Raw genomic sequence first — 22706 nt, 5'->3', positions numbered from 1 at the left:
TTGTACGATAGTGGGGGCGGTGCGCCGCCCCCTGCTGGAAAAGGAGTAGCGCAGTATGTATGACTTAGTAATCCGACGCGCCAGGTTGGCGGATGACCGGTTGGTCGATCTGGCGGTTCAGGGCGGCAAGATTGTCGCCGTTGGGCAGTTGGCCGATGGCGTTAACGCCCGCAGGCAGCTGGATCTGGCGGGCAACTGCCGCCTGAGCGCCGGCTGGATCGACTCCCACGTGCACTGTTATCCCTCTTCGCCGATTTACCATGACGAACCGGATTTAGTGGGCGTCGCCAGCGGCGTGACCTCGGTGGTTGACGCCGGCAGCACCGGTACCGACGATGTTGATGAGTTCTATGCCCTGACGCGCCGTGCCAAAACCAACGTGTTCGCTTTCCTGAATATCTCGCGCATCGGGTTGTTACGCCAAAATGAGCTGGCCGATCTGGCGGACATCGACCCGCCGACGGTGAAAAAATCCATCGATGCGTACCCCGGTTTCATCATCGGCATCAAGGCGCGCATGAGCAGCAGCGTGGTGGGGCAAAACGGCATTGCGCCGCTGGTGCGCGCCAAGCAGATCCAGCAGGAAAACAGCTGCTTGCCGCTGATGGTGCATATCGGCAATAACCCGCCGAATCTGGATGACATCGCCGATCTACTGACCCGCGGCGACATCATTACCCACTGCTATAACGGCAAGCCGAACCGCATTCTGACCCCGGCGGGTACGCTGCGCGAGTCTATCCAGCGGGCGCTGAAACGCGGCGTGTTGCTCGACGTGGGCCACGGTACCGCCAGTTTCAGCTTTGACGTGGCGCGCCAGGCGATCGGGCTGGGCATTCTCCCGCACACCATCAGTTCCGATATCTACTGCCGCAACCGCATGGCCGGGCCGGTACACAGCCTGGCGACGGTGATGTCCAAATTCTTCAGCATCGGCCTGTCGCTGCCGCAGGTGATTGCCTGCGTGACGGAAAATGCCGCTTCGGCGCTGCACCTGAGCCATAAAGGCCGGCTGGAGCCGGGTTATGACGCCGATTTCACCCTGTTCGATCTCCGCCAGGGGCCGCAGGTGTTTGCCGACTCGGAAGGGCAATCGGTCGGCGGTGAACAGTTGTTGGTTCCGTTGGCTGCAGTGGTTGCCGGGGAAATTTTATTAACCGACGAAGGGAAAGCCCATCATGTCTTCGATTTATGAAAAATATAATTTAAAGCAGGTGATTAATACTTCCGGCCGTATGACTCTGCTCGGCGTGTCCACGCCGCGTCAGGACGTGATCGACGCCGTTGACTACGGCCTGAATCACTATTTTGAAATCAAGGATCTGGTTAACAAGACCGGCGCTTACATCGCCGATCTGCTGAATGTGGAAGATGCCGTGATCGTGTCCTGTGCCTCGGCGGGTATCGCCCAGTCGGTGGCGGCGGTGATCGTCAAAGACAACGCCAACCTGCTGGTGAACCTGCATTCGGCCCCGATCACCGTGCCGCGCGAGATTGTGTTGCCGCGCGGTCACAACGTGAACTTCGGCGCCCCGGTCGACACCATGGTTGCCCTCGGCGGCGGCAAGGTGGTTGAGGCGGGTTATGCCAACGAATGTTCTGCGGAGCAGCTGGAGGCCTGCATCACGCCGCAAACGGCGGCGATCCTCTACATCAAATCGCACCACTGCGTACAGAAAAGCATTCTTTCCGTCGAGCAGGCGGTGGTGGTGGCGCGCAAGCATAATCTGCCGCTGATCGTCGATGCCGCCGCAGAAGAAGACCTGATGTGCTACTACCAGATGGGGGCCGACCTGGTTATCTACAGCGGTGCCAAGGCCATCGAGGGTCCAACCAGCGGTCTGGTGGTAGGGAAGCGGCAATACGTTGAGTGGGTGAAGCTGCAATCCGGCGGTATCGGCCGGGCGATGAAGGTCGGCAAAGAGGGTATCCTCGGCCTGACGCAGGCGATTGAAAGCTACCTGAAGCTGGAGAAAACCACCGGTGAGCAGATGGTGGCGCGCATGACGCCGTTTATCACCAACCTGAACTCGCTGACCGGCATCAGCGCCAAAACCGTCTGGGACAGCGCCGGCCGCGATATCGCCCGTGCTGAAATCACTTTTGACGAAGCGGTGCTGGGGCGCTCTACCACCGACATCGTCCAGGCGCTGAAAACCGGCGAGATCGCCATTTACTTCCGGGGCTATAAGGCCAATGAAGGCAAGATCGAAGTGGATGTGCGTAGCGTCGACGAGCAGCAACTGATGACCGTCTTTACCTGTATTAAAAATCTGTTCACGGAGAAACAAGCATGAAGCTGCAGCCAAATTATTATCGCGACCGTCTGTGCCTCAACGTACTGGCCGGCTCAAAAGACAATGCGCAGGCGATTTATGCGGCGGCGGAAGGACATGTGCTGGTTGGGGTTCTCTCCAAAAACTATCCGGATGTCGACAGCGCGGTGGTGGATATGCAGCACTATGCGCAACTGATCGAGAATGCGCTGTCGGTGGGCCTGGGTGCGGGCGATCCCAAACAATCCGCGATGGTCAGCCTGATCGCCCAGCGCGTTCAGCCGCAGCACGTCAATCAGGTGTTTACCGGCGTGGGCGCCAGTCGTGCGCTGTTGGGCCAGAGTGACAGCGTGGTGAACGGGTTGGTCTCTCCGACCGGTCGCGTCGGCTTTGTGAAGATCTCGACCGGCCCGCTGAGCGCTGCGGCGCCAGAGGGCATCGTACCGGTCGAAACTGCCATCGCTATGTTGAAAGATATGGGCGGCAGCTCCATCAAGTATTTCCCGATGGGCGGGTTAGCGTGTAAAGAAGAATACCGGTACGTGGCTAAAGCCTGCGCCGAGCATGATTTTATGCTGGAGCCGACTGGCGGCATCGATCTGGAAAACTTCGAGCCGATCGTTGAGATCGCGTTGGCCGCCGGCGTGAAGCGGATTATTCCGCATATCTACAGTTCCATTATTGATTCTGCCACCGGCGATACCCGCCCGCAGGATGTGAAAACCCTGCTGGCGATGAGCAAAAAGCTGGTGGGCTAAGCGCAATACCCAAATTAATTGGAGCTGCAGCTTTAAGTAAGAAAGGTATATCGGATGACGTAAGGCAGGGAGGCTACAGGTTTTGTCTTTACGGGCGCGGCATGCCGCGCCGTTACCTCTCTAAGGATAACTATGCGAAACTGGCAAACTTCCCCCTTACGTACTGCGTTAACCCTGGCGCTGCTGGCTATCGCCAGCCCGGCGCTGCATGCTGAGGATGCAATGAACGCCACGTCATCTCATTTTGCTTATATCGGTACTTACAACCCCAACGGCGAAGGCGTTTACCGGGTGCAGGTTGATCCGGCCAGCGGCGCGCTGAGCGCTAAAACGTTGGTCAGCAACCAGCCTAATCCGGCGCAGCTAACCCTGGATGCCCAAGGTCGGACGCTGTATGTCGCCAGCGAAGTGGCCGATTTTAACGGCAGCAAGCACGGCGGTATCATCGCTTATCGCATCAACCCGGTTGATGGCGGGCTGACGCAACTGAATCAGGTTGATTCGCAGGGCGCAGGGCCGGTTTATCTTTCCCTGACGCCGGACGGCCGCCATCTGCTGGTGGCGAACTACGTCAGCGGTTCCGTGGCGGCGTTCCCGATTGAGAGTGACGGTAAATTGGGTAATGCCAGTTCGGTGCAACAGGATCAGGGGCCGGCAGGCGCGAGCAAACCTGCGGCGGCGGTGGAGGGCAGTTTTGCCGCCAGCGATCACAATGGCCCGCACGCGCATATGATCGCCAGCGATCCGAGCGGCAAGTTTGTGTTTTCCACCGATCTGGGGCTGGATCGCCTCTACCAGTGGCGCTTTGACGGCGCAAGCGGCCAACTGTCGCCGAACGATCCGCCGTGGATCGCCGCCTCTTCCGCCGGTGCCGGCCCGCGTCACTTCGTGTTCCATCCGGATGGCAAGACGGTGCTGTTAGTGAACGAAGAGGCTTCGACGCTGACCAGCTACCGTTTCGACAGCCAAAAAGGTACTCTGAAACAGTTACATGCCGTCTCTTCGCTGCCGGCCGATTATAAAGGTACCAGCTTTGCCTCAGGGTTGGTCCTGAGCGAGGACGGAAAGAATCTGTACGTCGCCAACCGGCTGCATAACAGCATCGCGCAGTTCAGCGTTGGCGCCGACGGCGAACTGAATCCGGTGGCGGAGATCTGGACGCGCGGTGACTATCCGCGGTCGTTGACGTTGAGCCCGGACGGACATTATCTCTATGCGATGAATCAGCGCAGCGATAACGTCACCCGTTTCAGCCTGGACAAGGCCAGCGGCAAACTCAGCTTTGTTGAAGGCTATACGCCGGTGGGCAGCCCCTCGCAAATGGTGTTTCTGCCGGTAGCGAAGTAACTCGTTGCCCGCCTGCTATCCCAGGGCGGGCACCTTAATTGACGGAAAGAGAATGGTACGATTTCCCTACCCGCGTTTGGCCTATCTGTTCGACGCTTTGCAATCCGAGACTTTGCCGCAGGATGAGTTGGCGAAGCGCTTTGCGGTATCCACCCGTACCGTGCGTGCCGACATCACCGCGTTGAACGATATTCTGGAAAAATACGGCGCTCGCTTTGTGCATAGCCGTGGGGCGGGTTATCGCCTGCAGGTGGACGATGCCGTGCTGTTCAGCGCTTTGCAGCACCGGGAGCGCAAAAAGCACGCCACGCCACGCAGTGCGCAAGAGCGGGTGCACTATCTGCTGATTCGTTTTTTGACCTCAGCCTTTTCCCTGAAGCTGGAAGATTTGGCCGATGAATGGTTTGTCAGCCGCGGAACGCTGCAAAACGACATGGCTGAGGTGAGAGAGCGTCTGGCGAACTACCAGTTAACCATTGAAACCAAACCGCGCTACGGCATGAAGCTGTTCGGTTCGGAGATGGCGATACGCGCTTGCCTGACCGATCTGTTATTCCAGTTGCACCTGGCCGATGCCGAAAATCCGTTGCTCAGCAATGAAATCCTGCTGCAACCGCAGGTGGCGACCTTCGCCGGGCTGTTGCATCCGCTGTTGTCGCAATACGCTATCCGCCTGACGGACGAAGGTGAGCAGTATTTGATTTTCTACTGTGCGGTGGCGCTGCGGCGCATTAGCGATGGCTACCCGCTGTCGGACTTTGACGTTGAAGACGGCGATGACGCGGTGCGCAAGGTCTCCACCTGGCTGTCGGGGGAACTGCGCAAGGCCAGCGGCAAAGAGGTGTCGATGGCGGAAGAGGCCTACCTCAGGGTGAATATTGCCGCGCGCCGGGTGCAGGACGTGCAGCCGACCGAGATTAACGCCGACGACGAAGAAGCGCTGGTGGACTACATTCTGTCGTACATCAACGCACACTATAACTACAACCTGCAGGGCGACCGCCAACTGCGGGCTGATTTGCTCACCCATATCAAGACCATGATTACCCGGGTGAAATACCAGATCAATATTCCCAACCCGCTATTGGCCAACATCAAACAACACTATCCGATGGCCTATGACGTGACGCTGGCGGCGGTATCGAGCTGGGGGAAATACACGCCTTACACCCTGAGCGAAAACGAAATCGGCTATCTGGTGCTGCATATCGGCGTTGGGTTGGAACGGCATTACAACATCGGCTACGAGCGCCATCCGCAAGTGATGCTGGTATGCGATACCGGTAATTCAACGGTACGCATGATCCAGGCGCAGATTGCGCGCAAGTACCCGCAGCTGGTGATGACGCGCATCGTTTCGCTGCGCGATTACGAGGTGCTTACTCATATCGACGAAGATTTTGTCATTTCCAACGCGCGGGTCAGCGAAAAGAACAAACCGGTGGTGGTGATGTCGCCGTTTCCTACCGACTACCAGCTGGAACAGCTGGGTAAGCTGGTGCTGGTGGATCGTACCAAACCCTACATGCTGGAGAAGTTCTTCGATGCCGCGCATTTCTGGGTGGTGAACGAGCCGCTGACGCAGGCGGAGCTGTTCCGAAAAGTGTGCGTTCAACTGGAGCAGGAAGGGTATGTCGGCGACGATTTTTACCCGTCGGTCGTGGAGCGCGAAGCGATAGTGTCGACCATGCTGGGTGAAGGTATTGCACTGCCGCACTCGTTGGGATTGCTGGCGAAAAAAACCGTGGTGATGACGCTGCTGGCACCGCAGGGCGTGGTGTGGGGCGACGGTGAGATCGCCCACGTGATTTTCCTGCTGGCGATCAGCAAAAGCGACTATGAAGAGGCGATGGCGATTTACGATCTGTTCGTCACCTTTGTACGCGAACGTTCGATGAGCCGCCTGTTAGGCAGCGATAATTTCGATAGCTTCAAGGCGGTGGCGCTGGACTGTCTAAGCCGGATTTAAGCCGTGCGGGCGGCCCAGGGGCGAATATAGTCGTCTATTCGCACAAGAAACAAGCTGAGTGAATTTACAGGGAGTTGTCGCAGAATCTGGAGTCAGGCCCGCAAAACTGCATGAAGCCTTTATAGTGATGGCATGGGTTAGGGTGGGTATTAACGCGCCACGAAAGGCGCGTTTATCAGGTCGTTACAGGTTAAGACTAGTCTTCATCAAACCCGGAATTAATCAGTTCAATCACCGCATTCAGCGCTTTCACCTCATCCGGGCCGGTGGCTTCCACTTCGATGTGCCGCCCTTGCGCAGAGTCCAGCATCAACAGCGCGATTACGCTGCTGGCTTCGGCCTCGGTGCCGCTGTCGTTACGCAGCATCACTTCGGCGTCAAAACTCTGCACCAGCTCGAACAGCTTCATCGCCGGGCGAGCGTGCATACCGAGTTTGTTTTTGATTTCAACAGTTTGCTTGACCGTCATTGTTTACGTTTTTCCAGCGTCCGGTGGCGCGATTGCACGTTCTTGCCGCGTGAACGGAAGTAGTCGGCCAGTTGTTCGGCTACGTAGACGGAACGGTGTTTGCCGCCGGTACAACCAATCGCCACCGTCAGGTAGCTGCGGTTGTTGGTTTCCAGCATTGGCAGCCACTGTTCCAGATAGCTGCGCGTCTGGTAGATAAAGTTGTGCACTTCAGTGTGACGATCGAGGAACGAGGCGACCGGTTTATCCAGGCCGGTCATCGGGCGCAGTTTCGGGTCCCAGTGCGGGTTCGGCAGGAAGCGTACGTCGAATACGTAATCGGCGTCGATCGGGATGCCGTGCTTAAAGCCGAAGGATTCGAACACCATGGTCAGTTCGCGCTCGCGTTTACCCAGCAGGCGAGTACGCAGCATTTCGGCCAGCTCATGCACCGACATTTCCGACGTGTCGATGAGCAGGTCGGCCCTTGAGCGCAGCGGCTCAAGCAGATCGCTCTCTTCATCGATCGCGCTTTCCAGCGACAGGTTCTTGGTGGAGAGCGGATGCAAGCGGCGGGTATCACTGTAGCGGCGAATCAGGGTATTGCGGTCGGCGTCGAGGAACAGCAACTGCGGCGAAAAGCAGTCCGGCAATTGGGTCATCGCATATTCAAACACTTCCGGCGATTCCGGCATGTTACGCACGTCGATGCTTACCGCTGCGGAGATGTTGCGTTCCGCCAGCGTATTGGCAAGCTGCGGCAGCAGTACCACGGGCAGGTTATCAACGCAGTAAAAACCCATGTCTTCCAGCGCCCGCAAGGCGACGGATTTCCCTGAACCGGAACGGCCGCTGACAATCATCAGCACCATGTGGCAACTCCCCCTGGCATCTCAGTGGCGTTTATACCCGTCATACTTGACGTTGCCTCTGTGTTGGCTGCATTCACTCACCCGAATCACTTACTTGAGTAAGCTCATCGGGATGAGCGCCTTTGCCGCCTTGACGCAACGTCAATTATTTTGGGTATATCGCTATCGTTAGAAACTTTATTATTCCGGCCTGAGCCGGAACCCATCGTAGCTAAACAGTATCGTTATCCCGGCTGGAAGTCACGCCAGCCGGCCGTTATTCGGTGATGATCTGGTAAAGCTCTTCGTCACTTTGCGCCGAGCGCAGGCGGCGGCATACGGTTTTGTCGGCCAGGCGCTTGGCGACCAGAGACAGGGTATGCAAATGGGTTTTACATTGGTCGGCCGGCACCAGCAAGGCGAACAGCAAATCGACCGGCTGGTTGTCAATGGCGTCAAAGGCAATAGGTTGGTCTAGACGGATAAACACGCCAACGGCCCGCAGTGTGTCCTCTTCCAGTTTGCCATGGGGAATGGCGATACCGTTGCCGATACCGGTACTGCCCATGCGCTCCCGGGTGAGAACTGCGTCAAACACCACCTGTGACGGCAGGTTGAGCTGTTTTGCAGCCAGTTCGCTGATAATCTCCAAAGCCCGTTTCTTGCTGGTGCAGTGTACCGAGCTTTTGGTGCACTCGATGTTTAACACCGAGCTTAATTGCATTGTTTCGTTGTTCATCTCATCTTCACTTAAAACCACACCAGCAAGTTGCCTTGTGAGGTGATTTTTCGCCTTGTTTAACCCTGATGGCTTATCGGCGCGGTACCCATACCCGTCATACTTGAAGCCGCTTCTGGGTTGGCTGAGTTGACTTACCCGAATCACTTACCTGTGTAAGTTCGCGGGATAAGCGCTCATGCCACCTCGATGCAACGCCAATTATCCAGGGTAATACAGTAACGCGCCGACGACCTGGGCTATGTTTGAGCCGTGCCCGCGGACGGAGACGGCCCAGAATGTCAGTGTTGTTTCAGTTTGTCTTTATGTTTGTTCAATTGACGCGCCAGTTTGTCGATCAGGGTGTCAATTGCGGCATACATGTTCTCGTCTTCCGAGGTGGCATGCAACTCGCCTCCATTCACGTGCACCGTCGCTTCCGCAATCTGCTGCACTTTTTCCACGCTAAGCACGACATACACCTGATTTATGCGGTCAAAATACTGTTCGAGTTTGGCGAACTTGGTCTTCACGAACTCGCGCAATGGTTCGGTGATTTCGATGTGGTGTCCGGTAATGTTGAGCTGCATAGTGTCTTCCTTCTCTATTGAGGTCAAACCAACTGTTTACGTTGGTTGGACGGCGGGATGGACAAAGACTCTCGGTACTTGGCGACGGTACGCCGCGCCACGATGATCCCCTGATCGGAGAGCAGGGTGGCCAGCTTGCTGTCGCTGAGCGGTTTGGCGGGGTTTTCCGCCGCAATCAATTTCTTCACCAACGCGCGGATCGCCGTAGAGGAGGCTTCGCCTCCGCTGTCGGTATTCACGTGGCTGGAGAAGAAATATTTCAACTCGAAAATGCCGCGCGGACTGTGCAGAAACTTCTGCGTGGTGACGCGTGAGATTGTCGATTCATGCATCTCCACGGCCTGTGCGATATCCGCCAGCACCATGGGCTTCATAAATTCGGCGCCCTGTTCAAAAAACGCTTGTTGCTGCTCGACGATGCAGCGCGTGACTTTCAGCAAGGTGTCGTTACGGCTTTCCAGGCTCTTGATCAGCCATTTCGCTTCCTGCAGATTACTGCGGATATACTGGCCGTCACTGTCGTTGCGCGCGCTGCTGCCCATGGCGGCGTACTGCTGGTTTATCTTCAGCCGCGGAATGCTGTCGGCGTTGAGCTCTACCGTCCAACTGTCCTGCACCTTGCGCACCAGCACGTCCGGGATCACATATTCTGACTCGCCGGTGTTGATCGACTGGCCCGGGCGCGGATCGAGGGACTGGATCAGCAGCATCGCTTCTTTCAGTGTATCTTCTTTTAGCCGCGTTGTTCGCATCAGGCTGCGAAAGTCGTGATTGGCCAACAGCGCCAGATGTTCACTGATGATCAGGCGCGCTTCAGCCAGGTAGGGCGTATCTTTTGCGTACTGGGAAAGCTGGATCAGCAAACAGTCGCGCAGATCGCGCGCGGCGACCCCAACCGGGTCAAAACGCTGCACGCGCTTCAAAACCGCTTCGACTTCGTCCATTGTCACATTCTCGTCACCCATGCTCTCCAGAATATCTTCCAGCGGCACGGTGAGATAGCCGGTGTCATCGACGGCGTCGACTATCGAGGTGGCAATGGCGACATCGGTATCGGAGAAGGGCGTGAGATCCACCTGCCACATCAGGTAATCCTGCAGCGTCTGGGTGGTTTCGCCCTGATAGACCGGCAACTCATCATCGCTGTAATCGGTGCCGGTGCCGGATGGCGTGCCTGCGGTGTAGATTTCGTCCCAGGTGGCGTCCAGCGGCAGTTCTTCGGGCATGTCCTTTTGTTCCAGCGCCTCGCGGGTATCCAGCCCTTCGGTCTCGGTCGTCTCTTTGGCGTCGATTTCTTCGTGCAGATCGGTCTGCTCAAGCAGGGGATTGCTCTCTAACGCCAGCTGTATCTCCTGCTGGAGCTCAAGCGTGGACAACTGCAGCAGGCGAATAGCCTGCTGGAGCTGGGGGGTCATGGCCAGTTGTTGGCTGAGCCTGAGTTGCAAACCTTGCTTCATAATCTTCAGTCTACTTCCGTTAACAGTCGTCCATCAGGACGCGCCGGCACTCAGAGGCGGAATTCTTCGCCCAGATAAACGCGTTTCACCTGCTCATCAGCCAAAATGGCATCCGGCGTGCCGTGAGCAATCAATTTGCCCTGGCTGACGATATAGGCGCGTTCACACACGTCCAGCGTTTCGCGCACGTTATGGTCTGTGATCAGCACGCCCAGACCGCTGTCACGCAAGTGCTCGATAATTTTTTTAATGTCGATAACGGAAATGGGATCAACCCCGGCGAAAGGCTCATCCAGCAGGATGAATTTCGGGTTGGCCGCCAGTGCACGGGCGATTTCCACGCGGCGGCGTTCACCACCGGAAAGCGCCTGGCCCAGGTTGTCGCGCAGATGGGAGATATGGAACTCTTCCATCAGCTCAACCGCACGGTCTGCACGCTGCTCGCTGCTGAGATCCTCGCGGATCTCCAGAACGGCCATCAGGTTGTCATACACGCTCAGACGACGGAATATCGACGCTTCCTGCGGCAAATAACCAATGCCGCGGCGCGCACGGGCGTGCAGCGGCAGCAGGCTGATGTCTTCTTCGTCAATCACGATGCGCCCGGCATCACGTTGGACGATACCGACCACCATGTAAAAGGTGGTGGTCTTGCCGGCGCCGTTTGGCCCCAGCAGGCCAACGATCTCGCCGGATTTCACTTTCAGGCTGACGTCTTCAACAACTTTACGGCCCTTGTAGGCTTTCGCCAGGTTTTCTGCGATGAGTGTAGCCATAAGTGATTAGTTACTCTTCTTTTGCCCGTTTTTGTCTTGCAACTGCGACGGTACCAGAACCGTAGTCACGCGTTTGCCTTTGTCGCTGAACGCCTGCATTTGCTGCTGTTGCACCAGATAGGTGATGCGATCGCCCTTCACGTTGCTGTCGAGCTGCTCCAGATAGGCGTTCCCGGTCAGGGTCACCAACTGCGACGCCACATCGTAACGGACCTTCTGCGCATGGCCTTTTACCGGCTTGCCGCTGTCTTGCATCTGGTAAAAGGTGACCGGATTGCCAAAGGCTTCGATATAGGTTTTGTTCTGATCGCCGCCTGGGCGGGTAACGACCACTTTATCCGCTTTGATGTCGATGGTGCCTTGCTTGATCACCACGTTATCGGTAAAGGTGCTGACGTTGCTCTGCATATCCAGAGACTGTTTCAGCGAGTCGATACTTACCGGTTGGTTGGAGTCAGATTTCAGCGCCCATGCGGGTGCGCTGGCGGCCAAAATGAGGCTTCCGATCAACAGATTACGGCGTTGTTTTTTGGTTCTGAATTTCATAGTTGGTCTTAACCTTATCAATCAGCTCAGCGGTTTTGGCCCGCAGGTTCCCACGCATTTTCATGCCGTTAGAGGTAAAGTTTGTCCCGTAGAGAGTCACTTCATCATCCGAAGCGACATCCTGGGTCACCAGATTCACCTGAGCATTGTCCGTTTTAATTTTTTCCAGCTGTGAGGTGGTGGTCAGGCTGTTCACCTCAACGTGGCCGTAAAGATACAGCATGCGGTCTTTAGTCAGTTTGGCGCGATCGGCGCGAACTGACCAGGTGGCCATCGCGTTTTCATCAAACAGCGTCATCACCGGCTGGGTAAACCAGCTTAATTCATCGGCGGTATAATATTTCACGTCTTCCGCCACCAACTTGTAACTCAGCTTTCCGGTCGGATTGTACACTATGGTGACCGTGTGCTGGCTCTGATAAGTCGGGTCCTGATCATTGACGGGGCCTGGAACCGTATCATCACTGAAATCAGTCATGTTCCAGCCAATCAGCGCCAGGGCGATCACCGCCAGAAAGAGGGTGATCCAAAGTTTGGTTTTGCTCATATCGACAGCCCTTTGGCGTCCTCCAGCTTATTCTGTGCCAAAAGAATAATGTCGCACAGTTCGCGCACCGCGCCGCGGCCACCGGCAATACGGGTAACGTAGTGGGCTCTTGGCGTCAGCAACGGATGTGCATCCGCCACGGCGACCGCCAGGCCAACCTGCGCCATCACCGGCCAGTCGATCAGGTCGTCACCGATATAGGCCACCTGATCCGCGTTTAATGACAGTGTATCCAACAGTTCGCGGAAGGCCAAAAGCTTATCGGACTGCCCTTGATACAAATGGGTGATGCCGAGGGTTTTCGCCCGATCTTCCAGCAGTTTGGCTGAACGTCCGGTGATAATCGCCACTTCGATATCCGATGTTTTCAGGCAGCGAATGCCGTAACCGTCGCGCACGTTGAACGCTTTTAATTCTTCGCCGTTGTTGCCCATAAAAATCAGGCCGTCTGACAGCACGCCGTCGACATCGCAAATCAGCAGGCGGATTTTGCCGGCACGCGCCATGACGTCTTGTTCTACAGGCCCGTAGCAGGTTTCAACCAGACTCATTGAGTTCCCTCAGGTTTTTTATAAATCAGGCACCATTGGCGCAGCCAGTTTGGTGGCGGACAGCGCGGAGAAACCGCAGCGTACACGTAGTACGTGAGGATTTCGAGCACTGCCCAACGCCAAAATGGCAAGTAAAATGGCCTGAAAATCAAACGACGCCGGCGCGCAGCATGTCATGCATATGTACCACACCCAGCAATTGGTCGCCATCGGCAACCAGCAGCGCGGTGATATGGCGCTGCTGCATCAGGTTCAACGCATCGACCGCCAGCAGGTTCGGGCGCACCCGTACGCCGCCGAGCGTCATGACATCGACGATCCGGGCTTCGTTGAGGTTAATGCCCATATCAAATATCCGCCGCAGGTCACCATCGGTAAAGATACCGGCGATTTTCATCAGATCGTCGCAGATAACCGTCATGCCCAGATTTTTGCGCGTGATTTCCAGCAACGCGTCGCGCAGCGATGCATCGGCGCTGACGTGCGGGATTTCCTCGCCGCTGTGCATGATGTCGCAAACGCGCAGCAACAACCTGCGGCCCAGAGCGCCACCGGGGTGCGACAGCGCAAAATCTTCCGGCGTGAAACCGCGGGCTTTCAGCAACGCCACTGCCAGCGCATCGCCCATCACCAGGGTGGCGGTGGTGCTGGTGGTTGGCGCCAGGCCGAGCGGGCAGGCTTCCTGCGGCACCTTGATGCACAGGTGAATATCCGCCGCTTTGCCCATCGAGCTTTCCGGGTTGTTGGTCATGCAGATCAGCGGGATTTGCTGGCGCTTCAGGACCGGGATGAGCGCCTGGATTTCGTTGGACTCGCCGGAATTGGAAATGGCGAGCACGATATCTTGTGCCGTCACCATGCCAAGATCGCCGTGGCTGGCCTCCGCCGGGTGAACAAAAAAGGATGGCGTGCCGGTGCTGGCGAAGGTGGCGGCAATCTTGCAGCCAATGTGCCCGGATTTACCCATGCCCATCACGACCACTTTACCGCAGCAGCCGGCGATCAATTCGCAGGCGCGGGTAAAGTCTGCATTGATGTATCGATCGAGCTGGGCCAGTCCGTCACGCTCAATCTGCAGCACTTCTTTGCCTGCCTGTTGAAAATCAAAGCCCGGTTGCAACTGAATGTTCGACATGCTCATTCCCATCGGTTTAGCCGAAAGTACTGAAAGGGTTAAAAAACAGCACCGCAAGATACGCAATAAAGCCACATAATAACAGAGCGCCCGCCAGATGGCCGATGCGATGTTTTCGCCCGATGCACAGGGCGCTGAGCACAATGCTGACCGCCAACATGACCCAATAATCGCGGTGGAAGGCGGCAGGGTCGACGCTGCCCGGCGACAACAGAGCGGGAACGCCCAGTACGATCACCGTGTTGAAAATGTTGGAGCCGATGATATTACCAATCGCCATATCGTCCTCACCCTTTAGTGCCCCGGCGATGGTCGTGGCCAACTCGGGCAGGCTGGTGCCGATGGCGATGAGAGTCAAACCGACCACCAGTTCACTCATGCCAAAATAGTGCGCAATCACCGTGGCGTTATCGACCACCATTTTGGACGATAACGGCAGAATAATGAACGCCAGCACCAGCCACAGCACCGCCACGGTGTTGCTGCTGTCTTGCGGCAGCTCGGCGATTTGCTCTACGGTCAGGCTGTCGCTGCCTTCGCGCTGCGCCAGCCGGGCGATTTTCAGCATCAACAAGATAAAGGCGGCAGCGGCGGCCAACAGCACCACGCCATCCAGGCGGCTCAGGGTGCCGTCCATCAACACAAAACCGCACAATACTGTGACCGCCAACATCAGCGGCAGTTCGCGGCGCAGCACCTCGGATCGCGCCGCCAGCGGATGAATCAACGCAGCCACGCCAAGGATCAATAATATATTCGCAATGTTGGAACCTAATACGTTCCCCACGGCCATATCTATCTGCCCATTCAGCGCGGCGGTGGTCGACACGAACAACTCCGGCAGTGAAGTGCCGATACCGACGATGGTCATGCCGATGATTAACGGTGGCACGCCAAGCGAACGGGAAATCACCGCAGCACCGTAAACTAAGCGGTCTGCGCCATACACCAGTAAAAATAAACCAACGATGAGTAAAGCTATCGCGAGAAACATGCAGGGTCCTTTGTTGGGTATCATCCCGGTTCGTTGGTTAAAAGCCGAAATTCGGCTATCTTGCTTTGCCCTCCGTTGTGCAGGCTAAAGCCGCAGTAACGGGTTTTCCCGGCTAATATATGAACAGATTCGTTTTTTTCGTTATATGTGCAATTTTGACCGGGTGGCGCGTAAAAGTAAAATCAGGTACAGCCTTAGCGCACCATTGGTAGCGAAATGGCGGTAAGTTTTTGTAAAGATGAGACGCATTGCGCCCGTTGCTTTAACATCACGGGTAGATTTGGCAAAAATGAGCCGTAAAGGATCCATTAACATGCACCAAAATGCAGAGAATCTGGTCGAAGTGCGCGACATGAGTTTCTCGCGCGGCGATCGACTGATATTCGAAGACATCAACCTGACGGTTCCCCGCGGCAAGGTCACGGCGATCATGGGGCCGTCCGGTATTGGTAAAACCACGCTGTTGCGCCTGATTGGCGGCCAACTGGCACCGGACCGCGGCGAGATCTGGTTCGATGGCGATAATATTCCCGCGTTATCCCGCCATCAGCTGTATGAAGCGCGCAAGAAAATGAGCATGTTGTTCCAGTCTGGCGCGCTGTTCACCGATCTTACGGTGTTTGAAAACGTGGCCTATCCGCTGCGTGAGCACAGCCGTTTGCCGGAACCGATTTTGCGCAGCACGGTGATGATGAAACTGGAAGCGGTCGGGTTGCGCGGCGCGGCTGAGCTGATGCCCAACGAGCTGTCCGGCGGCATGGCGCGGCGTGCCGCGTTGGCGCGGGCGATTGCGCTCGACCCGGAGCTTATCATGTTCGACGAACCTTTCGTCGGCCAGGATCCGATCACCATGGGTGTGTTGGTGAAGCTGATCGATGAGCTGAATCATGCGCTGGGTATCACCTGCATCGTGGTTTCGCACGATGTGCCGGAAGTGCTGAGCATCGCCGACTACGCGTATATCGTTGCCGATCATCGGGTGATTGCCGAGGGGACGACGCCGCAATTACAGAACAATCCTGATGCACGCGTGCGCCAGTTCCTGGATGGTATTGCCGATGGGCCGGTACCCTTCCGTTATCCGGCCGGGGATTACCAGGCCGAACTGTTAGGCTTAGGGAGTAAATAAGTTCATGTTATTACAGGCGTTAGCGTCGTTAGGGCGCCGTGGCATCAATACCAGCGCCAGTTTTGGGCGCGCGGGGTTGATGCTGTTCAACGCACTGGTCGGGCGGCCGGAGCCGCGCAAACAGTGGCCGCTGTTGCTAAAGCAAATGCACAGCGTGGGTGTGCAATCGCTGCTGATCATCATGGTTTCCGGGCTGTTTATCGGCATGGTGCTGGGGCTGCAAGGTTATCTGGTACTGACCACTTACAGCGCCGAGGCCAGCCTGGGCATGATGGTGGCATTGTCGCTGCTGCGTGAACTGGGGCCGGTGGTCACTGCGCTGCTGTTTGCCGGCCGCGCCGGTTCCGCGTTGACGGCGGAAATCGGCCTGATGAAGGCGACCGAACAAATTTCCAGCCTGGAAATGATGGCCGTCGATCCGCTGCGACGGATTGTCGCGCCGCGCTTTTGGGCCGGTTTGATCAGCATGCCTCTGCTGACGATTATCTTCGTCGCGGTGGGCATCTGGGGCGGAGCGATAGTCGGCGTGGATTGGAAGGGCATCGACAGCGGTTTCTTCTGGTCGGCGATGCAAGGGGCAGTGGAGTGGAGAAAAGACTTGCTCAACTGCCTGCTCAAGAGCGTGGTATTCGCCATCACCGTGACCTGGATTGCCATTTTCAACGGGTATGATGCGGTGCCGACCTCTGAAGGGATTAGCCGGGCAACGACGCGTACCGTGGTACATTCGTCACTGGCGGTGTTGGGATTGGATTTCGTGCTGACAGCACTGATGTTTGGGAATTGATTCGATGCAAACGAAGAAGAGTGAAATTTGGGTTGGGGCATTTATGCTGATTGCGCTGTGCGCCATCGTCTTTCTCTGCCTGCAGGTAGCGAACATTAAGTCGATCGGTAACGAGCCGACGTACCGCATCTATGCGACCTTCGATAATATCGGTGGTCTGAAAGCGCGCTCGCCGGTGAAAATAGGCGGCGTGATGATTGGCCGTGTGGCCGATATCTCGCTCGATCCTAAAACCTATACGCCGCGCGTAGCCCTGGACATTCAGGACAAATATAACCAAATCCCGGACACCAGCTCACTGGCGATCCGTACTTCCGGCCTGTTGGGGGAACAGTATCTGGCCCTGAACGTCGGTTTTGAAGATCCTGATATGGGCACCACCATTCTGAAGGACGGCGGCACTATTCAGGACACCAAATCAGCCATGGTTCTGGAAGATCTGATCGGCCAGTTCCTGTATAAAAGCGGCGGCCAGGATAATGCGGCCAAACCGGAAGACGCGGCCGCCGAGCCGGCTGCCGGTACTGCACCGCACTCTGTCGCCCCAAGTCATTAAGAGAGGAAACCTGCATGTTTAAACGTTTACTTATGGTTGCCCTGCTGGTGGTTGCGCCGCTGGCGAATGCGGCCGACCAAACCAACCCGTACAGCCTGATGCAAGACGCGGCTGAGAAAACCTTTACCCGGCTGAAAACCGAGCAACCCAAAATCAAGCAGGACCCTAACTACCTGCGTTCGGTGGTGCATCAGGAGCTGATGCCGTTCGTGCAGGTCAAATACGCCGGTGCGTTGGTACTGGGCCGTTATTACAAAGAAGCGACGCCGGCGCAGCGTGAGGCCTATTTCACCGCATTCCAGGCTTATCTGGAGCAGGCTTATGGCCAGGCGCTGGCGATGTACCACGGCCAGACCTACCAGATCGCCCCTGAGCAGCCTCTGGGCGACGCCGACATTATCGCCATCCGCGTGACCATCATTGATAAAGGCGGCCGTCCGCCGGTGCGTCTGGATTTCCAATGGCGTAAAAACAGCAAAACCGGCCACTGGCAGGCGTATGACATGATCGCCGAAGGCGTCAGCATGATCACCACCAAGCAGAACGAGTGGGCGTCGACCCTGCGTACTCAGGGCATTGACGGTCTGACCAAACAGCTGCAGGCTGCGGCGCAACGGCCTATCACGCTGGAACAGAAAAACTGATGTCGGCCGCACTCAGCTTTGAATCGCAGCAGCAGACCTTGATCCTGCGCGGCGAGCTGGACCGGGAAACGCTGCTGCCGTTGTGGGATCAGCGGGAAAGGTTGCTGGCGGATAAAACCGCCCTCGACGTCTCGCAACTGCAACGCGTGGACTCTTCCGGGTTGGCGCTGCTGGTGCATTTGCGTGAGTTGCAGCGTCAGCGCGGCGTTGAATTAAAAATTTCCGGCGCCACCGATCGCTTGAAAACGCTGATAGCCTTGTACAACCTGCAAGCAATAATGCCTGTCGATACCGCTGGTTAGCGATATTTTCGGCTGCCTGAATATGCTCATACCCCAAAAAGCCCCTGTGTAACAGGGGCTTTTTCTTTAGTTTAAGAAAACGTCGTATTCCACTAAGATGTCAGGCTGATTATGATCCTTTTGCTGCAGAACTGGATACTATGGAAAATAACGAGATTAAAGACGTGCTGATGCAAGCGTTGGCACTGGATGAAGTACATGTCACGGGCGACGGCAGCCACTTCCAGGCGATCGTGGTCGGCGAGCTGTTTGCCGGCATGAGCCGCGTCAAAAAACAACAGACGGTCTACGCACCGCTGATGGAATACATTGCGGACAACCGCATTCATGCCTTATCGATCAAGGCGTACACCCCTGAAGAGTGGCAGCGAGACCGCAAACTCAACGGATTTTAAGGCTGTTTGCCCTCCGGGGCGGGCAGCTTCAGATTAGATAACAGAGAGTAGTCAGATGGATAAATTTCGTGTGCAGGGCCGGACCCGCCTCAGCGGTGAAGTTGCTATTTCCGGGGCGAAAAACGCCGCCCTGCCGATCCTGTTCGCCGCATTATTAGCGGAAGAGCCGGTCGAGCTGCAGAATGTCCCGAAGCTGAAGGACATCGACACCACCATTAAGCTACTCAGCCAGTTAGGCACCAAGATCGAGCGCAACGGTTCTGTGTATGTTGACGCCAGCGGCGTGAACGAGTTCTGTGCGCCGTACGACCTGGTGAAAACCATGCGTGCTTCTATCTGGGCGCTGGGGCCGCTGGTCGCGCGTTTTGGCCGTGGTCAGGTTTCCCTGCCGGGCGGCTGTGCGATCGGCGCGCGTCCGGTCGATCTGCACATCACCGGCCTGGAACAACTCGGTGCGGAGATCAAACTGGAAGAAGGTTACGTTAAAGCTTCCGTGGAAGGCCGCCTGAAAGGCGCGCACATCGTGATGGACAAGGTGAGCGTTGGCGCAACCGTGACTATCATGAGCGCAGCGACTCTGGCGACCGGCACCACAGTGATCGAAAACGCCGCGCGCGAGCCGGAAATTGTCGATACTGCCAATTTCCTTAATACGCTGGGCGCGAAAATCAGCGGCGCCGGCAGTGACCGCATCACCATCGAAGGCGTTGAGCGCCTGGGCGGCGGCGTTTATCGCGTTCTGCCTGACCGTATCGAGACCGGCACCTTCCTGATTGCCGCTGCGGTTTCCGGTGGCAAAGTGATGTGTCGCGACACCCGTCCGGATACGCTGGACGCCGTGTTGGCCAAGCTGCGTGAAGCCGGCGCGGATATCGAAGTAGGCGAAGACTGGATCAGCCTGGACATGCACGGTAATCGCCCTAAAGCGGTTACCATTCGTACCGCGCCGCACCCTGGTTTCCCGACCGATATGCAGGCCCAGTTCAGCTTGCTGAACCTGGTGGCGGAAGGGACCGGCGTGATCACCGAGACCATTTTCGAAAACCGTTTCATGCATGTGCCGGAGTTGATCCGCATGGGGGCACACGCCGAAATCGAGAGCAACACCGTGATTTGTCACGGCGTTGAGCAGCTTTCCGGCGCCCAGGTAATGGCGACCGATCTGCGTGCCTCTGCCAGCCTGGTGATCGCCGGCTGCATCGCCGACGGTGTGACCGTCGTCGATCGTATCTATCATATCGATCGTGGCTATGAGCGTATTGAAGACAAGTTGCGTGCTCTGGGTGCGAATATCGAGCGTGTGAAAGGCGAGTAATCTGTCAGACGCCGGGGCGACGCCCCGGCGGAAATACCCTATTGAGGGTCCGGCTCACTTTGGCCGGGCCCTTTTTAATTGCTGTCTTCCGGAAATTCACCTACCGCCATCTTCAGCGTAATGCGTTTACCGTCACGCAGCACGACGACCGGTATTTCCGTACCCGGGCGTATCTCAGCCACCTGGTCCATGGTCTCCAGCACCGATATCGCCGGTTTGTTGTCTACGTTGATGATCACGTCGTTGATATGGAAGCCTGCGTTACCCGCCGGTCCGTTCGGCGTAATTTCGGTCACGATAATGCCTTGCAGGCGATCGATGCCGGAATTGGACGAACGCAAAGGAATAATCTCTTTGCCCTGGATGCCGAAATAACCGCGGATAACGCGGCCATCACGGATCAGTTTATCCATGATCTTGGTGGCAAGTTCAATGGGGATGGCGAACCCCAGGCCTTCCGGCGTTTCACCGTCGGTGATTTTATCGTAGGTCAGGGTGTTGATGCCGATTAACTCACCCAACGAGTTGACCAAAGCGCCGCCGGAGTTGCCACGGTTAATCGAGGCATCGGTTTGCAGGAAGGTTTGACGGCCGGTGGTGCTCATACTGATGCGGCCCGTGGCGCTGAGGATCCCCTGCGTGACGGTCTGGCCGAGATTATAGGGATTGCCTATCGCCAGGACCACATCGCCCACGTGCGCGGCACGGGCGTTATTAATAGGGATAACCGGCAGATTGCCCGGATCTATCTTCAGTACGGCCAGATCGGTCAGGCTGTCGGAGCCGACCAGCAGCGCTTCGTAGCGGCGGCCGTCCTGCAGCACGACGGTAATTTGTTGGGCATCCTTGATAACGTGTCGGTTGGTCAGAATATAGCCGCGTTCGTTCATGATCACGCCGGAACCCAGCAACAGCACGTTGGCGGTACCGCTTATATTGCGATTGTAGATATTTACCACGGCGGGCGCAGCGCGTCGCACGGCCTTGTTATAGCTGACCGGCGTTTCGTCACTGGTATTCTCATGTTTTTCTGCGAACAGAGTATTGGAAGAGCGCAGCACAGGCAGCGCAACCAGCAGCAGGCCGGCAACGATTAAACCAATAACGACAGAACGCAAGAGCTTAGCAAACATGGAGTTTTAGTACGTGAGATGAAGGATGCACGGAGGATAACATGAGAATACCGGGCGCAGTATGTCACTGAGCCCGGTTTTTAAACAAATTAACGCAGCAGCAGATAAATGGTTTCAGTGCCGCGCACGATGTTCAGCGCCATGACCGGTGGTTTGGCCTCCAGGACTTTGCGCAACGCTGTGATGTTCTCAACGCGCTGGCGGTTGACGCCAATAATCACATCGTCTTTCTGCAGCCCGATTTGCGCAGCCGTTGAGCCTTTATCCACCTTATCGATCTTCACGCCTTTGTCACCGCTGGCGAGGGCGCCATTACTGAGGGAAACCCCCTGCAGGGCCGGGGACAGCGTTTCGGCATTGGTGGAGGCGCCATCGCTGTTATCCAGCGTAACGGCAACTTCCTGCGGTTTGCCATCGCGCAGCAGGCCGACCTTGATGGTTTTACCCGGTGCGGTAGTACCTACTTTGGCGCGCAGTTCGGCGAAGCTGCTGACCGGTTTGCCATCGACGGAAACCAAAATGTCGCCGGCCTTGATACCCGCCTTGGCGGCGGCGGATTTCGGCAACACTTCGCTGACGAAGGCGCCGCGTTGAGCGTCAGTATTAAACGCCTTGGCCATATCGGCGGTCATTTCACTGCCTTTAATGCCAAGCAGGCCGCGTTTCACCTCGCCGAATTCGATCAACTGCCGGCTGAGGTTTTGCGCCATGTTGCTCGGAATGGCAAAGCCGATGCCAACGTTGCCGCCGCCCGGCGCCAGAATGGCCGTGTTGATACCTATCAGCTCGCCGTTAAGATTGACCAGCGCGCCGCCGGAGTTACCGCGGTTGATGGAGGCGTCCGTCTGAATAAAGTTTTCCAGCCCTTCCAGGTTCAGGCCGCTGCGGCCCAGCGCGGAGATAATGCCGGAGGTGGCGGTTTGGCCGAGGCCAAACGGGTTACCGACGGCAACAGCGAAATCGCCGACCCGCAACGCATCGGAGTCCGCCATTTTTATCGCGGTCAGGTTTTTCACGTCGCTGAGCTGCAGCAGGGCAATATCGGATTGCTCGTCGCGGCCAACCAGTTTGGCGTCCACTTCGCGGCCGTCATTCAGCTGTACGCTGATTTTGTCGGCGTTGTTGATGACGTGGTTGTTGGTCAGCACATAGCCTTTGGCGGCGTCGATGATGACGCCGGAGCCCAGCCCTTCAAACGGACGTGAGCTTTGCTGCTGTCCTGGAGCGTCGGGGCCAAAGAAGCGTTTGAATTCCTCTGGAATTTGCTGGCGCTGCACCTGAGTCCCTTCAACATGCACGCTGACTACTGCGGGCAAGACTTTTTCCAGCATCGGCGCCAGGCTTGGCAGCGATTGCCCCTGAACGGCGACGGGCAACGCCGCGCTGACTGCCGGTACGGAGGTGAGCGTGAGGCCAATACTCATTGCCAATGCACTAAGAATTAACGACTTTTTCTTCATTGATAATAACTCTCTCAATACC

General features: G+C 56.7%; 25 protein-coding genes. 12 read left to right on the top strand and 13 right to left on the bottom strand.

What is annotated here, in order from left to right:
• Positions 1–55: 55 nt before the first annotated feature.
• The 5 genes from V2S86_RS19140 to V2S86_RS19120 all read left to right on the top strand — a co-directional run bounded on the left by V2S86_RS19140 (position 56) and on the right by V2S86_RS19120 (position 6350).
• Positions 56–1195, top strand: a complete 1140-nt coding sequence (locus V2S86_RS19140; RefSeq protein ID WP_330763719.1) for an amidohydrolase/deacetylase family metallohydrolase — start codon at positions 56–58, stop codon at positions 1193–1195.
• A complete protein-coding gene (locus V2S86_RS19135; protein ID WP_330763718.1) occupies positions 1179–2297 on the top strand; it encodes a DgaE family pyridoxal phosphate-dependent ammonia lyase in 1119 nt (372 codons plus the stop codon). Before V2S86_RS19140 ends, V2S86_RS19135 begins: the two co-directional genes overlap by 17 nt.
• Positions 2294–3034, top strand: a complete 741-nt coding sequence (gene dagF / locus V2S86_RS19130; protein ID WP_330763717.1) for a 2-dehydro-3-deoxy-phosphogluconate aldolase — start codon at positions 2294–2296, stop codon at positions 3032–3034. Before V2S86_RS19135 ends, dagF begins: the two co-directional genes overlap by 4 nt.
• Positions 3035–3166: 132 nt before the next feature.
• A complete protein-coding gene (locus tag V2S86_RS19125) occupies positions 3167–4381 on the top strand; it encodes a lactonase family protein (RefSeq protein WP_330763716.1) in 1215 nt (404 codons plus the stop codon).
• A 52-nt stretch (positions 4382–4433) separates the two neighbouring features.
• Entirely contained in the window at positions 4434–6350 is a 1917-nt protein-coding gene (locus V2S86_RS19120; protein WP_330763715.1) for a BglG family transcription antiterminator, read from the top strand.
• Positions 6351–6546: 196 nt separating this feature from the next.
• Here V2S86_RS19120 and npr read toward each other — a convergent pair whose 3' ends face one another.
• From npr to V2S86_RS19065, 11 genes are all read right to left on the bottom strand, one after another.
• The gene (gene npr / locus V2S86_RS19115) at positions 6547–6819 is read right to left on the bottom strand and encodes a PTS phosphocarrier protein NPr (protein ID WP_004948556.1); all 273 of its coding nucleotides are present in this window, start codon (positions 6817–6819) and stop codon (positions 6547–6549) included.
• Positions 6816–7670 (bottom strand): RNase adapter RapZ, encoded by an 855-nt coding sequence (rapZ, locus tag V2S86_RS19110; protein WP_004948553.1) that lies wholly within the window; start codon positions 7668–7670, stop codon positions 6816–6818. The genes npr and rapZ overlap by 4 nt, the downstream gene beginning before the upstream one ends.
• Before the next feature lie 256 nt (positions 7671–7926).
• Positions 7927–8388, bottom strand: coding sequence for a PTS IIA-like nitrogen regulatory protein PtsN (gene ptsN / locus V2S86_RS19105; protein WP_004948550.1), 462 nt, complete (start codon positions 8386–8388; stop codon positions 7927–7929).
• A gap of 281 nt (positions 8389–8669) precedes the next feature.
• A complete protein-coding gene (gene hpf, locus V2S86_RS19100; protein WP_330763714.1) occupies positions 8670–8957 on the bottom strand; it encodes a ribosome hibernation promoting factor in 288 nt (95 codons plus the stop codon).
• Positions 8958–8980: 23 nt separating this feature from the next.
• Entirely contained in the window at positions 8981–10414 is a 1434-nt protein-coding gene (gene rpoN, locus V2S86_RS19095; RefSeq protein WP_311994649.1) for an RNA polymerase factor sigma-54, read from the bottom strand.
• A 50-nt stretch (positions 10415–10464) separates the two neighbouring features.
• The gene (gene lptB, locus V2S86_RS19090) at positions 10465–11190 is read right to left on the bottom strand and encodes an LPS export ABC transporter ATP-binding protein (protein WP_006317106.1); all 726 of its coding nucleotides are present in this window, start codon (positions 11188–11190) and stop codon (positions 10465–10467) included.
• A 6-nt stretch (positions 11191–11196) separates the two neighbouring features.
• Positions 11197–11736 (bottom strand): lipopolysaccharide ABC transporter substrate-binding protein LptA, encoded by a 540-nt coding sequence (gene lptA, locus V2S86_RS19085; protein WP_006317105.1) that lies wholly within the window; start codon positions 11734–11736, stop codon positions 11197–11199.
• On the bottom strand, positions 11705–12283 hold the full coding sequence (gene lptC, locus V2S86_RS19080; protein ID WP_330763713.1) for an LPS export ABC transporter periplasmic protein LptC: 579 nt from the start codon (positions 12281–12283) through the stop codon (positions 11705–11707). Before lptC ends, lptA begins: the two co-directional genes overlap by 32 nt.
• Positions 12280–12834 carry a 3-deoxy-manno-octulosonate-8-phosphatase KdsC gene (gene kdsC, locus V2S86_RS19075; protein ID WP_330763712.1) on the bottom strand — a complete coding sequence of 185 codons (555 nt, stop codon included), beginning with the start codon at positions 12832–12834 and terminating at the stop codon, positions 12280–12282. The genes lptC and kdsC overlap by 4 nt, the downstream gene beginning before the upstream one ends.
• A gap of 148 nt (positions 12835–12982) precedes the next feature.
• Entirely contained in the window at positions 12983–13969 is a 987-nt protein-coding gene (kdsD, locus tag V2S86_RS19070) for an arabinose-5-phosphate isomerase KdsD (protein ID WP_212557191.1), read from the bottom strand.
• 16 nt (positions 13970–13985) lie between these two features.
• Positions 13986–14963 carry a calcium/sodium antiporter gene (locus tag V2S86_RS19065; RefSeq protein WP_330763711.1) on the bottom strand — a complete coding sequence of 326 codons (978 nt, stop codon included), beginning with the start codon at positions 14961–14963 and terminating at the stop codon, positions 13986–13988.
• Positions 14964–15276: 313 nt separating this feature from the next.
• On the opposite strand from V2S86_RS19065, the gene mlaF reads away from it, so the two are divergent.
• From mlaF to murA, 7 genes are all read left to right on the top strand, one after another.
• Entirely contained in the window at positions 15277–16092 is an 816-nt protein-coding gene (mlaF, locus tag V2S86_RS19060; protein WP_004948525.1) for a phospholipid ABC transporter ATP-binding protein MlaF, read from the top strand.
• A 4-nt stretch (positions 16093–16096) separates the two neighbouring features.
• Positions 16097–16879, top strand: coding sequence for a lipid asymmetry maintenance ABC transporter permease subunit MlaE (gene mlaE, locus V2S86_RS19055; RefSeq protein WP_311994656.1), 783 nt, complete (start codon positions 16097–16099; stop codon positions 16877–16879).
• Positions 16880–16883: 4 nt separating this feature from the next.
• Positions 16884–17435, top strand: a complete 552-nt coding sequence (gene mlaD, locus V2S86_RS19050) for an outer membrane lipid asymmetry maintenance protein MlaD (protein ID WP_330763710.1) — start codon at positions 16884–16886, stop codon at positions 17433–17435.
• Between the two features lie 14 nt (positions 17436–17449).
• A complete protein-coding gene (gene mlaC, locus V2S86_RS19045; RefSeq protein ID WP_330763709.1) occupies positions 17450–18079 on the top strand; it encodes a phospholipid-binding protein MlaC in 630 nt (209 codons plus the stop codon).
• Positions 18079–18381 carry a lipid asymmetry maintenance protein MlaB gene (gene mlaB, locus V2S86_RS19040; protein ID WP_006317099.1) on the top strand — a complete coding sequence of 101 codons (303 nt, stop codon included), beginning with the start codon at positions 18079–18081 and terminating at the stop codon, positions 18379–18381. The genes mlaC and mlaB overlap by 1 nt, the downstream gene beginning before the upstream one ends.
• A gap of 140 nt (positions 18382–18521) precedes the next feature.
• Positions 18522–18776 carry a BolA family iron metabolism protein IbaG gene (gene ibaG / locus V2S86_RS19035; RefSeq protein ID WP_126485490.1) on the top strand — a complete coding sequence of 85 codons (255 nt, stop codon included), beginning with the start codon at positions 18522–18524 and terminating at the stop codon, positions 18774–18776.
• A gap of 55 nt (positions 18777–18831) precedes the next feature.
• Complete coding sequence (gene murA / locus V2S86_RS19030; protein WP_006317097.1) at positions 18832–20091, top strand: UDP-N-acetylglucosamine 1-carboxyvinyltransferase; 1260 nt, start codon at positions 18832–18834, stop codon at positions 20089–20091.
• A gap of 74 nt (positions 20092–20165) precedes the next feature.
• Here the strand turns inward: murA and degS are convergent, their stop codons facing one another.
• Positions 20166–21224 carry an outer membrane-stress sensor serine endopeptidase DegS gene (gene degS / locus V2S86_RS19025; RefSeq protein WP_330763708.1) on the bottom strand — a complete coding sequence of 353 codons (1059 nt, stop codon included), beginning with the start codon at positions 21222–21224 and terminating at the stop codon, positions 20166–20168.
• 89 nt (positions 21225–21313) lie between these two features.
• A complete protein-coding gene (degQ, locus tag V2S86_RS19020) occupies positions 21314–22684 on the bottom strand; it encodes a serine endoprotease DegQ (RefSeq protein WP_330763707.1) in 1371 nt (456 codons plus the stop codon).
• Positions 22685–22706: the final 22 nt, after the last annotated feature.

This window comes from Serratia sp. C2(1) (assembly GCF_036352655.1).
Lineage (GTDB): Bacteria > Pseudomonadota > Gammaproteobacteria > Enterobacterales > Enterobacteriaceae > Serratia > Serratia inhibens.
Note: the sequence above shows the minus strand (reverse complement) of the source record. Positions and strands in the feature narration are given on the sequence as shown.